General features: G+C 45.1%; 10 protein-coding genes. 8 read left to right on the forward strand and 2 right to left on the reverse strand.

Annotated features, from left to right (window positions below; genetic code table 11):
- Window positions 1-236: 236 nt before the first annotated feature.
- The 8 genes from QI63_RS10730 (at window position 237) to QI63_RS10770 (ending at window position 10872) form a co-directional block, all read left to right on the forward strand.
- On the forward strand, window positions 237-1589 hold the full coding sequence (locus QI63_RS10730) for a site-2 protease family protein (RefSeq protein WP_044016278.1): 1353 nt from the start codon (window positions 237-239) through the stop codon (window positions 1587-1589).
- 10 nt (window positions 1590-1599) lie between these two features.
- Entirely contained in the window at window positions 1600-2271 is a 672-nt protein-coding gene (locus tag QI63_RS10735; protein WP_044016280.1) for a CpXC domain-containing protein, read from the forward strand.
- Window positions 2255-4384: a WD40 repeat domain-containing protein gene (locus QI63_RS10740; protein ID WP_044016282.1), complete on the forward strand. Its 2130-nt coding sequence runs from the start codon at window positions 2255-2257 to the stop codon at window positions 4382-4384. The genes QI63_RS10735 and QI63_RS10740 overlap by 17 nt, the downstream gene beginning before the upstream one ends.
- Before the next feature lie 55 nt (window positions 4385-4439).
- Complete coding sequence (locus QI63_RS10745) at window positions 4440-5069, forward strand: TetR/AcrR family transcriptional regulator (protein WP_044016284.1); 630 nt, start codon at window positions 4440-4442, stop codon at window positions 5067-5069.
- 147 nt (window positions 5070-5216) lie between these two features.
- Window positions 5217-7604, forward strand: coding sequence for an efflux RND transporter permease subunit (locus QI63_RS10750; protein WP_044016286.1), 2388 nt, complete (start codon window positions 5217-5219; stop codon window positions 7602-7604).
- Between the two features lie 4 nt (window positions 7605-7608).
- Entirely contained in the window at window positions 7609-8394 is a 786-nt protein-coding gene (locus tag QI63_RS10755; RefSeq protein WP_044016289.1) for an outer membrane lipoprotein-sorting protein, read from the forward strand.
- A 295-nt stretch (window positions 8395-8689) separates the two neighbouring features.
- On the forward strand, window positions 8690-9205 hold the full coding sequence (locus QI63_RS10765; RefSeq protein WP_044016293.1) for a hypothetical protein: 516 nt from the start codon (window positions 8690-8692) through the stop codon (window positions 9203-9205).
- Window positions 9206-9297: 92 nt separating this feature from the next.
- Window positions 9298-10872, forward strand: coding sequence for a DUF1302 domain-containing protein (locus QI63_RS10770; protein ID WP_044016295.1), 1575 nt, complete (start codon window positions 9298-9300; stop codon window positions 10870-10872).
- 85 nt (window positions 10873-10957) lie between these two features.
- Here QI63_RS10770 and QI63_RS10775 read toward each other — a convergent pair whose 3' ends face one another.
- Together QI63_RS10775 and tkt are read right to left on the reverse strand one after the other, a co-directional pair.
- Entirely contained in the window at window positions 10958-13246 is a 2289-nt protein-coding gene (locus QI63_RS10775; RefSeq protein ID WP_044016296.1) for a methyl-accepting chemotaxis protein, read from the reverse strand.
- A gap of 115 nt (window positions 13247-13361) precedes the next feature.
- Window positions 13362-15353: a transketolase gene (gene tkt / locus QI63_RS10780; protein ID WP_044016299.1), complete on the reverse strand. Its 1992-nt coding sequence runs from the start codon at window positions 15351-15353 to the stop codon at window positions 13362-13364.
- Window positions 15354-15367 lie beyond the last annotated feature (14 nt).

A 15367-nucleotide genomic window follows, 5' to 3' on the forward strand; every position in this document is an offset into this window, starting at 1 on the left:
TTTATGTCTGGTAAAACAAACTTTTTCGTTAGCCTTTTGAAAATAGTGGTACTGGATACAAGGCGCGAACAAAAATAAAGCGCAGGTGTACTTGTTGTACGTTGAGCATTTATTTTTGTGTAGCAACGAAGTAGACGGTATGCATATTTTCAAAAGGGAAGGTTGAACAACCCTATTTATGCTGCGGGGTGTAAAAAAAATAACCTGATGCGGTTACCCTGCAAAGGACTATATAGATGTTAAAATTTTTGATCGGATTGCCGGTGCTCGGCATTGTCGTATTTATCCATGAGCTGGGGCACTTCATCGCTGCTAAGCTCTGTGGAGTGTCGGTAGAAAGCTTTTCCATCGGCTGGGGGCCGGTACTGCTGCATAAAAAGTTCGGTGCGACCGACTACCGGCTGTCGGCGATTCCCCTCGGCGGCTATTGCGGCATGAAGGGCGAACACGCGTTTAGAGAGGCATACGAAAAAAAACTGCCCAGTGTTCCCAAGGAAGAGGGGAGCCTTTTTGCCGCGCACCCTTTTAAGCGGATACTGATAGCGTTTGCGGGACCCTTTGCCAACCTCTTGCTTGCCGCCGCCGCACTTGCTATGATAAGCGGACTCGGCAGGACATACTACACCACTGATAACCGTATCGTGCCGGTGTACCGCCTCGATTCGAGCGACCAATCGCCTGCGCGGACAGCCGGTCTACAGATAGGCGATCGTATTCTCAAAATCAACGATCAAAAGATAGCGAACTTCGCTGATATTCAGCAGATTATCGCGCTTCATCCCGAAGAATCGCTCACAATGCTTATTGAACGGGGCGGCGAACAGCTCAGTATGACTATACGCCCTGATTTGAATAAAAAGACCGGTGCGGGGCAGGTCGGTATTTACCGTTATGTGCCGCTCGAAGTTGCATCTGTACGGAAAGATTCCGCTGCCGATTTAGCAGGAGTAAAAGCAGGCGACCGTATCACCGGCATTGACGGGACGGCGCTCGATAATCAGATGGCGCTGATATACTTTTTCCGCGACTATACGCAAAAGACCGCGCTTTTTGAGCTTATCCGCAACGGAGAGCGGATTGAGCTGCCGGTAAACCTTGTCCGCACGGAAAACGGCAGTGTCGATCTCGGTTTGAATTGGACCTATATCACCGTAACCGAGAAAGGAACCGATTTTATTACCAGTTTGCGCCAAGGGATAGTGCAAACAGGAGGGCTGATGGCTGTTACGCTGAAAAGCCTCGGGCTTTTGTTTAAAGGGGTGAGTATGACCGAAGCGGTTGCGGGGCCGGTACGAATCAGTTCGATGATCGGCGGTCTTGCAGCAGACGGCTTTAGTGAGAATGTACGGGCGGGCTTTGTGAATATCGCTGAAATTGTTGCGGTAATATGCGTGTCTCTTTTTTTAATGAACCTTTTGCCCATTCCCATTCTAGACGGCGGATTGATCTTTACTGCCTTTGTCGAATGTATCGTCCGCCGGCAAATACCTCCTCGCATTTTATATTACCTACAGTTTGTAGGAGTCGCCTTTATCGCGGTACTTTTTTTCTTTGCGCTCTGGGCGGATATCTTATATATTATGAAATAAGGAAAAAACTATGCAAAAAATTACCTGTAAGTGTGACTGTTCGTTTGATGTGGAATATGAAAAAACAATTGATCTTGATGCCCGTCCCGCAATCAAAGAAGATATAAAGAAAGGCTCTTTTTTGTCTTTTATATGTCCGTCCTGCCATTCAAAAGTCAACATCGAGCTTGAAACGGAATTTGTGTGGAAATCGAAAAAAATAACGCTATTGTTTGTACCCGAAAAGAAGCGTATGGAATGTCTTGCTTTTTGTGCAGGTGCGGTTCGAATTGATGCGGAAAATAATAAAAAATTAAAGACTGAATTTCTGAAGAAAGGACAAACGCCCGTTATCGGTTATCCTGAACTTGCGGATCGGATTGCCGTACTTGATTCCGGCTTGGATCCGGAAATTGTGGAAGCGGTAAAATTCTTTTTGCTGGATAACGGAAAGAATATTAAGGGTAAGCAAATTCAAATCCTGTTTGAAAAACTCCACGATGATACTATTGAATTTCATGTGCATGGCTTACGGGAAAAAGAAGTTGCAGTAATGCGTATTCCTCTGAATCTTTACCGTTCGATTGAAGCGGATCGTAAAGCGAAAAAGCACAAAGAGGTATTTCAAGCCTTATGGCTCGGTCCTTATCTTTCCTATAAGAATATTCATGCTGAAGGAGATGATCATGATACGGCAATTTAAACGATTTTCGTTTTTGTTCCTGTTTATATGTTTCCTTGCAAGTGCAGCAGCTCAGACAACCGGCAATATCGTGACATCTCCAGGAGACTCCGAATCTGCGGTTTTTGAAATCGGACAAACTGCTCCCGATGAACAATCGAAACCTGATCCCTTAGAATCGGATGATACTGCATCTCCTACCGATAAAAACACTTCTGATACCGAAGATTCTCATAACCCTGAGTCAGAGGCTGAATCCGATTCTGATGAAAACATCCCTAATACGCAAAAAAACGGAGTACGGGGGCAAGACCCTTCTTTAAAAAACAGTTTGGAACGGGCACGCATTGCTCATCGATTTGAGGGGGGCGTAACTGCTATTGCCGATTCTTCTGTGACGCGTTCTTTTTTTGCTGCAGGAAAAGACGGTTTTATCACTCGATTTCCGTATGGAACGATGAAGCCCGAAACGTGGCAGGTTTCGGCTATGCCGGTCAAGTGCATAGCTGCACATCCTAAAAAAGCGATGGTTGCCGTCTATGAAACAGACGGTTTCAGCATTCATAAAATTTCTCTGTGGGATTGGCAAACAAAAAAACAGCTGTATGCAAAACGTTTTGCCAGCTCAGTCCTCTCCCTATCGTGGTCGGCGCAAGGGACATATTTGTTTATCGGAACTGCCTCGACGGAAGGTATTACGGTTCTTGATATCAACGGAAATGTAAAAAAAGTGTATCCGCGTCCGCCGGGAATTGTGCTGCTTGCAGCAACGGGGCCGAGTGAAAAAAGCATTGTAACGTATGGGGAAACCGGCAGGCTTGTGTATGCCGATATTGCGAAAAAATCTATTCTTACCCAATACGAGACAGAGGATCGGTTGGAAAGTCCTGAGCTTATTAAGAATTACACGCAGATTATCGGCTATAAAAACGGGAATGTCGTAGTTGTGAAAGCTGCTTCAGGTGAGGTACTGGAAAACTATCCTGCGCATTCGGCGTTGTTTGCAGGGAAAATTACGGATAGCTTACCGGTGTGGATTGAAAAAGGCGATACGCGGCAAACATGGCATTTATCTCAGGGGAATAAGAAATCTCCTGCTTTTAGCCTTCCGTATCCGGCCGCTATTACAGCTGCCAGGCATGTTGACTCGACGGTTGTTATCGGAACCGATGACGGTAGACTATACCGGTTAAAGCAGAATAGTGATGCGGCAATTTCGCTGACGGAGTTGAATATCGACACTTCAATTCAAGTGAGCGATATATGCACAAAGGATTCCAAAATCTATATGCTGAGCGGTTCGACGCTCTATGCCGCTGCTTCTCCGACGGATAAGCCGGAGCCTGTCATCCAATCCGTTTCGGGAGAACGGTGTACGGTATACGGCAACGGGTTTTTATTTTGGTCTGCAGAAAAAAATGTGCCGCTATATTATGCAGAAGAAGGTCAAATACCTGCTATTCTCTACCGCCCGCGGGAACGGCTGAATTCGGTTTCGGTGTATAAAGATACTATCGCGGCGGTGCGGGCATTTAGCGGGCTTGTCTTACTGGATGGTAAAAGCGGTGCGCAGTTATTTACGTATCAAGCTGCCGGATTGCAAGATGCCGTACAGGTTGACGATACCTATGTGCTTATCACTAAAAGTACCGGCGGTATTATCCGCCAGCCGCTCCTTCTTATCGATATTAGGACAGGGGAAACCATTCCGCTTAATATGGACGGAGACATTGCGTTTTCTGCACAGGCAAATAATAAAGTAAAAAATACGTTTTCCTGTTTTCGGTTAAAAACAGAGAAGGCGGCTCAGACCGATTTAATGACCATGAAGATCGATACGGTACATCCCGCCCGCAGCAGTTTTACCGCGGCACTGTCATACGGGGATGAAAACTTACACGCTTCACTCTACGATGACGGATACGCAGTGCTGACCAACCTCGGGAAAAATCAGCTGAGTTATTATGATAAAAGGCGGCGAACGATTCGGCAGCTTCCGCGGGATTACGCCCTTCCTCGTAAAGCGTTGATGACGGATACATACATTGTCAGTGTAAACTATGACGGTTCCCTTTCATGGTTCAACCGCCGGACGATGCAGCTGTTGCAGCATAAAACGCTGAGTGAGGATTGAGGTTAAGAAAGTTGCCCTCTTAACAATTTGCAAACGGCAATCTATACTATCAGTAATGAAAGAATCGAAAAAAAAGCACGATACTTATACTGAAATTCTCAAAAATGCAGAAATAGAGTTTTTACAAAAAGGCTTTGAAAAAGCATCAATGCGTTCCATCGCAGCAATGACGGGAATAACGGCAGGTGCTTTGTACAAACACTTTCCGTCAAAGGCTGCAATTTTTGAAGCGCTCGTGCAGCCGCTCATTGCACAAACGTTAAGTATCGGCACCGATTTTTCCGAAACCGTAGTCGAGCTATTCAAAACAGAAAATGGGGCAGCGATAAAAGAAGTTATACGCACATCGATATGGAATTTGTATAATCTTGTTTATAGCCGCTTTGATGAATTTAAACTGCTGTTTAACCGTGCGACAGGAACAAAATACGAAAATATCCGCCATGAATTTGTAATGGCGGATGTTACAGCATGTAAAAAAGTTATTGATGATTTTAAAAAACATGGAATCAATATCCGGCCTTTAAGCGACGATCAGCTTCATTTGATTTACAGTACTGCCTTAACGCCGTTTTTTGAAATTATCACCCATGAGTATTCTTACGAAAAAGCTCAAGGATTTATCGATATATTAACTGATGTCATGTATTTCTGCTGGAATAAAATTATGCAGCCGGAAATATGATCAAGGTAATGGCCTCAGATTGTTTTAACGGATCCGAAGAATAACTAAATCGCAAATTCAATCATACCTATTGACAATTCCTAGGGGAATCTTATACTGAAATAGTAAACAGTGTTTACTATTTCAGTATTGTAAGAGGTTCATGGCATGAAACTTGAAGGGATGCATCTATTCTTTAAAAAGATTGCAAAGTTTCAATTAAAATACCGCTGGCTCTGTTTGGTTCTGCTTGCGACTGTAACGGTTGCGGGGCTTATAGGCGTAAAAAGTTTTAAGGTCGGCTCGGCTGATGAAGACGAGTTTTTAACCGTAAAAGAAAGCACAAAAAAGAATGATGCGCGGTTTAAGGAATTGTTCGGCAGTAACGATTCGATCGTGCTGCTCTTTGAATCAGACGATGTATTTAAGCCGGAGGTGCTCCAAGCGATTAAAGATATCGGCGCGGAACTTTTGGAAAAAGTACCGTATGCGGATTCCATCACTTCGATTACCGATACGGATATTACCGTTGGTACGGACGAAGGCATAGAAATCACCAATCCGTTTCGGGACGGTATTCCTTCCGATCCTGCCGCATTAAAGGCTGCCAAAGACTTTATCCTTTCGCGTAAGTCGATTGTTAATAAGCTCGTAACACAGGATGCGACGGAAACATGGCTGGTACTGTCGCTCAAGGCGACACCGCCTGAAGAAGTCTGGAGTAAAACTTCGACGACGGCGCCGATGTACGTTATCGGAGAAGCGGCAATCGACATTGTTACCGATTCTAAATATCATAGCGCCGCGTATACGATAAAACCTGCGGGGCTTCCCTATACCGAAACGGAAGAAAAAGTAGTGATGGGACACGAGACCACAAAAAGCGTAGGATTGAGTTTTCTCTGTATGATTATCTTGCTCATCATATTTACAAGATCGCTCCGCGGAACGATTGTGCCGTTGTTCGCAACCTTCTTCGGTATTACCACGGTACTCGGCATCATGGGCTTTTTGCACATTTCCGGAAAGTCGGAAATGATGTCGGTTCCGATTGTGCTTGCGATGGCGCTTTCGGTCGGTTATTCAATTCACCTTGTCAATTCGTTTAAAACCAGTTTCTATGTAATCGGTAAACGAAAAGAAGCAGTAATCGATTCAATTGAAAATACCGGGTGGCCGCTCTTTTTTACCGTCGTTACTACTGTTGTTTCGGTGTTGTCGTTTTTAACGACCGACCTTAAACCGATGCGCTGGATGGGGGCTGCAAGCGCTGCAATGGTGTTTGCCGTGTATATTTATGTCAGTGTTCTTATTCCTATTTTGATGAGCTTCGGAAAAGATATTGAGGCCGGTAAAGATTCGGCAAATGCTCACAATGCAAAGGCCTCGCGTGCTCAAAAATTGGATGCACGGTTTGAACGCTTCGGGCGTACTGTTATCAAAAGACGCAAAGCAATCATCGCTGCATTTACGCTCATCACTGCTGCGTGTATTCCGGCCTTATTCAGAATAGATGTCAATATGGATAGCTTTAAATTTATGGGCTTGCGCATTCCGTATATTAAACGTCTTTATGAAATTACGCAGTCGCAGCTCGGCTCTTATTTTAACTACAACATTATGCTCACCTTTGATGAAGACGATTCGGTAAAAGATCCTGATGTACTTAAAAAACTTGATGAGCTGAGCACCCTTATCGGAACCTTTAGACTCACAAAATTAAATAACGGCGTACCGAAAATTTTTTCCATTTTAGATGTAGTCAAAGAAATGAATCAAACGATGCACTCCGATGATCCTGCCTTTTACACGATTCCTGATGATGAAGAGTTGCTCACCCAGCTGCTGTTCTTGTACGAAATTTCCGGCGGCAAAACTTCACGTTGGGTTGATGAAGATTTCCGCACGCTCCGTATGGCGATTGATGTTGCCTCGTATGATGCGAACGAACTTGCATCGAATATGAAAACCATTGAGGAAACATGCGCGGAACTGTTTCCGCAGGCCGATTGTCATTTAATCGGAGCCGCCGTACAATTTGCGGAATTGAACAACAAAATCGTATTCGGCGAATTGTATTCTTTTTTAACTTCACTCGTTGCGATTGCAATTTTAATGATGCTTGTGTTCGGCAGTGTTAAGATGGGACTTATCGGGCTTATCCCGAATATCTTTCCCGTCATTGTCATCGGCGCGATTATGGGGTATCTGCGTATTCCGTTGGATATCATAACGATGGCGATTATGCCGATGATCCTCGGTATTGCCGTCGATGACACCATTCATTTTACAAACCATACCAAATATCTTTTTGATAAAGAGAAATCTTATGACCGTGTAATTTTCAAGACGTTTTATTCCATCGGAAAGACACTTGCGATGACAACGATTATTTTGTCTGCAACATTTTTAGTGTATCTTACGTGTAAGATTGATGCGATTCTACGTCTCGGTGTATTGGCTGCAGTCGGTCTTTTGTCTGCGCTCGCCGCCGACTATTTGATGACGCCGGTATTGATTTACATCAGCAAACCGTTTGGAAAAGAGGAGAAATGATAGTATGAAAACAACAAAACATTTGATTGCGCTGACTGTATTTGTAGCGATGTCCCTAAGCCTTGCATTTGCGCAAGAGTTGACGGGTAAAGAGATTATGCAAAAGGTTGATAAACGCGAAAAAGCTGCAACCGATTCGTTTACGATGCGAATGACGCTCATCAATTCCGGTGGAAAAAAACGGGTACGCGAAGTTACTGCATATTCAAAAGATTACGGTAGCGAAAAGAAAACGGTGATGGTGTTTATGCTGCCTGCCGATGTAAAGGGCGTTGGTTATCTTTCTTTCTCGTATGATGATGCTTCGAAAAACGATGACCGCTGGCTTTATATGCCTGCGCTTAAAAAGTCAAAACGCATTTCCGGCTCTTCAAGTCAGGACTATTTTATGGGTACCGATTTTACCTACGATGATATAAGCGGGCACAAGATCGATGACTACACGTACACATTGCTTGCAGAAGAAACCGTAGATGGGAAAAACTGTTGGAAAGTTGAATCGGTTCCGGTAAAAAAATCGATGTACTCAAAGTATGTTTCCTGGATTGATAAGGAATCGCTGGTGCAGGTAAAGGCGGAATTTTACGATGAGCAGGGCGCGCTGCTGAAAGTGCTTACGGTAAGCGGTATCGAAAAAAAAGACGGCTTTTGGACTGCCGGTAAAATGGAAATGAATAATCTGCAAAAAAAGCACACAACCGTTATTGAAACGCTCAAGCACGAGTTCAATAAAAACATTTCAGACTCGTATTTTAGGGTGAATTCTCTGGAAGAAGGAAAAATCAGATAACCTTTTGAAAATATACGATGTATCTCCTTCGTTGCTGCGAAAAAATTAATCCTCAACGTATCAAAGATACGCCTGCGGTTAATTTTTTCTCGCGCCTCGGATCTACACCGTCTATTTTCAAAAGGCTTACGGAAAGGGTTATTTTTTATATGCTGCTACTGAAAATGTTCAATGTATCAGAAGCGGCACGGACGCCGCTGGTTCTATGCAGTAACAAGTTTGCTTGCAAACTTGCAGCTCAAAAATGTACACGGATGTACACTTCTGGACAGGTTTTTTCAAAAAGAGGTTTTCAATGGATATAATCAGGGCAGTATTGGATGGTATAGCGATGGCTGCCATATTTAACGGTTCGGCGGCGGCTCTTGTAATAGCAAACCCGAGATATTTGATGGATTCATATCCTAAGGGGATTCAAAAAGCTGCTCCTGAGCCAATGAATAAGAAAGAAAAACGGGTAAATAAAATATTTACGGTGATAGTAATGGGAGCGTGCTGGCTTTATGGAGTAATAAGTGCATTGCATGGCGGAATTCATACGTTTAGGGCATTGTTTTGGACTGCATATATTCATTGGATTGTTGTGAATTTCGGCGATTTTTTCTTGTTGGATTGTCTTTTATTCCAAAAGTGGACTAAGCTGATTGTCATTCCGGGAACGGAAGATCATCCAACCTATCAAACAAAAAATTGGATGAAGGTTATCGGAATACCCGAACATTTTTTATTGTGGCCGTTTATAATGGTTCCACTTTTTTCTTTAGTTCAAACAGGTATTGTAATGCTTATACAATTTTTGTTTTCTTTCTAAGGCTTACATGGAAAGTACATTGAGAAGCGGGAATACGGACAACCGGTAAATTGATAGGATACAACTATTGAAAAAAAAGGAGTAATGACAATATGAGTATAATACGGAAATACGGACAATCATTCTTGTTAGGCATTACATTTTGTACGCTGTTTTTTGTATTGACGTTTCCATGCAGTGCGCAGGAGGCTGCAGGTGTAGACGGAAAGGCAGGAACAGCTCAAGCAGCGGATTCGTCTCCCGGTACCGGCTCTGAATTACAAACCGCTGATGACATAGTCGGTGATTCAACAGATGATGAATTTTCTACCGATTTGGAAGATGACACTGCAAAACCTGTCTTTACAGTAAGCGGCAAAATTGAAACGCTGCACGGAGTGCGTTGGAACGGTGCTGAAAAGAAGCTTGAATACGGCGCGTCCCGTTCTATCGCACAGATAAAAGGTGAGGTCTCTGCCGGTTCTTCTTATGCGGTTATGTCCGCCGCTACCGAATACAATTATCGTAATCCTGCGCGCACGGGCTTTCGGCTGAACGAAGCGTATTACCGCTATTCCGGCGATATCTGGGATATCAGTGTCGGGCGGCAGGTTATTGCGTGGGGACAGGCTGACGGATTTAGACTCACCGATGTGTTAAGTGCGCGGGACAGCTCGGAGTTTATCGCCTTTAGCGGCGATGATGCGCGGCTTCCGTCGGACAGCGTCCGCCTACGTTTTTTTCACGATCTGTTTACGTTTGAAGCGGTCGCCGTGCCGTTTTTTACGCCGAACAAGCTGCCGCGCTTCGGCTTTGAAGAGGGCGCCAAAGACGGGCTGTACTACATCGACACGCCGGATACTTTTAGTACGCCGTTCGGAACAGTCCCTGTTCATTATACAAAAACGGAAAGCGCAAAACCAAAGATGTTTACCGACACGGAAGCCGCCGCCCGTTTCTCCTTCTTTTTGCCCGGCATCGATTTTTCCGTTTCAGGCTTCTACGGCTGGGATAAGATACCTGAGTTTATGAAACGGGGTGAATGGGAAGGGCAATTAGCTAATCCTTCGCTGCCTTTTCATCCTATTCTGAATAAGTTTATCCCTGCAAAGGAAAAAGCGGAGCTGATTCTTGATACTTGTTATAATCGTATCTGGATGGCTGGATTTGATGCGGCAATTCCGGCAGGTGATGTAACAATACGTTTGGAAACAGCTTTGGTGGGAGACCGTAAGTTTGAGCCAAAACAAGCAAATTTGATAAAGGGTATTACATTTACGGATCGTGCAATGCATGTTCAGTTTGATCAAGCAATAAAAAAACACCAGCTGCTGATGCTCGCCGGCATTGACTGGATCAAGAGTTCGTGGACGCTGAGCGCTCAGTATTTTGAAGACCTCATCCTCAATCATAAAAACGATATAGAGCGGCCGATGCACAAGGGCTTTGTCAGCCTCAATGTAAGCAAAACATTTTTGCGCGATACGCTCAAGCTTTCGGCAAGCGGCGTTATCGATATAAACTACGGCAGTACATCCAGCACCTATTCGGTTAGCTATGCCCTCACCGATAATATCAATTTTGCACTCGGCGGGGATGTGTACACCAAAGGCTACGACGGCAAGGGCGACTTTGCGGCCTTACACAAGATCAGCGCTCTATGGTTGAAGGGAACGTTTACGTGGTAGAACATGGGCATCTCGTAAAAAATGATCCGCCCTCCGCAAAGCCGATAGGCTTTCAGTTTTTAAGGGATGCTTTCATTCATCTAAGCTATTCATTCATTTGGATGTTGTTCAGATGATCGGTGTGTGTAATCAGTGCATTGAGCGTACCGATTGATTCGCTCGTTTCAGCTTCTACCCCGCGTGTTGTCTGAACTGCATCATTGAGGCTTTTGATATTTGTGAACATAGCCGCGATTTCCGTATGTACTTTTTCGGTCGCTTGCAATAAGTTGGTAAAGCTTTCATTGATTTTATTTCTGAGTTCGGCTACTTCCGCTTGTTCCTCTTGTACATCAATGGATTGATCCGCCAGCGATTGCATAGCGCTGTTCATTTCTTCGGCCTGTACATCGACGTCTTTTAAAAACGATGAAATATCTCCTAATATTGTCTGAAAGTTATTGACCTGCATATTGATATTTTCAAAACTTTTTCGCAACACATCCGAAGCCTCTGCGGAATCTTTAATGCTTTTATTGATGTGCTTTAAAATCTTACCGGTATTATCGGCCTCATACGCGGAGTTTTCTGCAAGTTTCCGTATTTCATCGGCAACGACCGCGAAGCCTTTTCCCGCTTCTCCGGCATGAGCGGACTCTATTGCCGCGTTCATTGCCAATAAATTCGTTTGCTCTGCAATGGCGGTAATAATTTGGTTTGTCTCCAGTAGACTTTCCGAGCTTTCGTAAATAGCATTGATGATATCCGTAACCGTTATCAAATGATGTTTACCGGCATCGCTTGCTTCGCGGATGTATGAAAAATTATGATTTATTTCGTTGAATTTTTCCGTTAGTCCGTTAGTAGCATTGTTCAACTGCTTAATCTGTGTTACCGTTTCTTCTGCCGCATCCGATTGCCGTTCAATTCCTTGCCGCATTGTATTCAAAAAAGCATTAAAGCTGTCGGTTGCATTTTGCGTACTCCGAAGTTGATTGCTTTGCTCGGATATTTCAGATCTTAACGTTTGAACTTGAAGCGATAATGCCTGCATTGCCTGTTCTGCTCCGTCCATGTTTTGTGACAGAACCGTCTCTTGCCGCTGCAGTTTATCGCTGGTGTGTCTGATCTCATTAAATAAAAGTGTTTTCTGCTTGTCGGAATCCGACAGTTGTATTTTTATCTCCTCGCTTTGACGATTGTAAATGTGCGTTTTCCATGCAAAACCGAACGCCTGCGCTAATAAAAATGCGGAAAAACCGAACGGCAATAAATTTCCTGTAGGAACGAGCATCATACTATAAAATAAATCGTTTAACGTGAAAATTGTCAGAATGATAATACCGATAACAATAAATATTGCTCCTTCCCGTTTACGTATGAGCAGCTTGATGATCAAATAAATGACATAGACGATAATCATAACAATCACTAATTGATGAACTTGTATGAGTTTTCCGTAGATATAAGACGGTGTTACACAAATAAACGCTGAGTACCCCAACGCCTCAATCATAATGATACGGTTAATAATTTTATGAGTATCTTTAGGATAGAGAGTCGCAAAATAACCGACTACGGAAAAGCTGAGCAATGCAAAGGTAAGGTAGTCGATTTTAGTATCGATATTCCATGATAAAGAAGAAAAGAGGATTCTAAAGACGGGTCCTTTTACCATGTTGCGGAGAACGACGAGAATACTGAAGAACACAAACCATAAGACGCTTTTATTATCAGGTTGAAATAGATAGAGCGCAAGATGATACAGAATAATTGCGACACCAAAGCCGAAGACGAAAATCTCAATAAACAGGAATGCGAAATCGGCACTGTCGGCTTTTGCTTTTGTCGAAAATTTAATGGTTTGGTAAATACCTCCGCGTGAATGAAAAAAGTTTGAAACTTGAATCGCCATGCATACTTCGGTTAGATCTTTCGGAATATAATAGAGAATATTTGCTTCGCCACGGACAGATGCTTCCCGTGAAGCTCCGACTTGTCCTGAATGGGCTTGCAACTCTCCATTTACATAGAGGCTCCATGCGGAAACCGGAGAAGAAAATTGTATTGCTAATTCGGGATGTTGTTCCGGTAATAAAATCTGCAGAGTATAAGTACCGTATCCGAATGCAGACATCTTTGTTCCGTCGGATAAAACGGTTGCGCTCCATTCTTTAGGACATTCGATAAATACCGTAGGGTTACGTACATCTTCCGGTGAAGAAAGTAACCGGCGATTATAGAATCCCATCCTGCCGCTTATTACCATGCTTTGAGTATCGTCGAAGTTGCTTCTGCGGAGATCGAGTACTCCGTTTTGAATGGTTTGAGTAAAAACCGGCGCAAAGCATATACTCAATAGCAAAATAACTATGAGTCTCTTTGTATGTTTCATTGTCTCTCCTTTTAAATTTATCGCCTTTCTTGCGTTTACAGTTCTATCGGAGCATTTCCGCTATCGAAGATAGCCCTCTTGTTTGCCCTGCTGTAAACGCAGTCCTTTTATTCGATTAACCGAAGTCTTTAATATTGGCGGCAAGCGCTTCGGCGGTAAATCCGAGGTGTTCCGCAACTTTTTTTGCGGGACCCGATTCGCCGAAACGTTCTATCGAGAAAATATCCTTTTCCGGCGACTGTACCCAGCCTTCCCAGCCCTGTTTAACTCCCGCTTCCGCAACCATCACACGGCCGTTGTTACCGACTAGCCGCGCTTTACAGGAAGATGTTTGCGCTTCCAGAAGCTCTTTCGACGGAACGGAAACAACCCGTACTTTTTTCGGGGCGGCAAGCTGAGCGGCTTCGCAGGCGAGGCTGACCTCGGAACCGGTCGCAAGCACGGTTATCTCAGGATCGCCGTCGGTGCCTTTTACGATATAGCTGCCGGCGGTTTTCATCAGAGCTTTCCACTGAGGTTCGGCTTTTTCCAGTATGGGCAGATTCTGGCGGCTCAGTATTAAACAGACCGGCCGGTCTTTCTGTTCCAGCGCAATTCTCCATGCGGCGGCGGTTTCTTCCGCATCGGCAGGGCGGAGTACCAGTAGGTTAGGAATGGCGCGGAGACTTGCGAGTGTTTCCACCGGCTGATGGGTCGGGCCGTCTTCGCCGACAAAGATGGAGTCGTGGGTCAATACAAAAATAGAAGGGATGCGCATCAGCGCCGCAAGCCGGAGCGCCGGACGCAGATAGTCGGAGAACACGGCAAAGGTTGCGCAGAAGGCGCGGAAACCGCCGTGCAGCTGAATACCGTTGGTAATCGTTGCCATCGCGAATTCTCTGATACCGAAGTGGATATACCGTCCCTGCGGTGTTGCGGCGGTAAACGATTGGGTATCCTGTAAGGCGACCGCATTCGGTCCCTGCAAGTCCGCCGAACCGCCGACGAGATTCGGAAATGCCTTTGCAAAAGCATTCAGTGCGGTTTTAGAAGCCGCCCGCGTCGCAATCATCTCATCTTTTTTAAAGACAGGATCGGCAACACCGTCGAGTACGGCTTGGTCGATACCGCCTTGCACAAAGCTGCGATCCCATTCTTTGCGCTGCTCGGGATAGGCAGCACTCCACGCGGCAAAGCGACTATTCCAGTCTGCTTCCGCTTGAGCAAACTCCTTTTGCCGCTCTTCAAAATAACGGTAGGCTTCGGGGGCGACAAAGAACTGTTCTGCAGGATCAATGCCCAGCGTCTTCTTTGCCTGCGCCAGCTTCTCTTGACCGAGCGGCGCTCCGTGTGCGGCGGCGGTTCCCTCAACGGCGGGCGCTCCCTTTCCGATTACCGAATCAAGTATGATAAGCGAGGGACGGGGATCTTTTTTTGCTTCCGCAGTGAGCTTTTCTATATCGCTGTAGGAATACATCGACCCGTGCAGCACCTGCCAGCCGTAAGCCTCGTACCGCTTTGTAACATCTTCGGTAAAGGCGATATCGGTTGAACCGTCTATCGTAATATTGTTTTTATCATAGTATACAATGAGCTTACCGAGTTTCAACGTACCGGCAAGGCTCGATGCTTCGGAAGAAACGCCTTCCATTAAACAGCCTTCTCCCACCAGCGCGTAGGTGTAGTGATCGACAATGCGGTACTCTTCGGTGTTGAACCGCGCTGCAAGCATCGCTTCGGCAATTGCCATACCGACTGCGGTAGAAATGCCCTGACCGAGCGGCCCGGTGGTGGCTTCGACGCCGGGGGTGAGGCCGTATTCGGGATGTCCTGCGCAGCGGGAACCGATCTGCCGGAACGAGCGGATATCGTCAAGCGAAAGATCGTAACCGGCAAGATGCAGCGCGGCATACAAGAGCATAGACCCGTGTCCTGCCGACAAGATGAACCGGTCTCGGTCTACCCATTGGGGATTTTTCGGATTATGCCGTAAAATTTTTGCGTACAGCACCGCTGCGAGTTCGGCGGCTCCGAGCGGAAGCCCGGGATGGCCGGAATTAGCTTTTTCGATTGCATCGATTGAAAGGCTCCGTATCGAAAGCGCTACGGCGTCAAGTTCTTTATTCATAATTCCTCCAAAAG

Source organism: Treponema sp. OMZ 838, assembly GCF_000775995.1.
GTDB lineage: Bacteria > Spirochaetota > Spirochaetia > Treponematales > Treponemataceae > Treponema.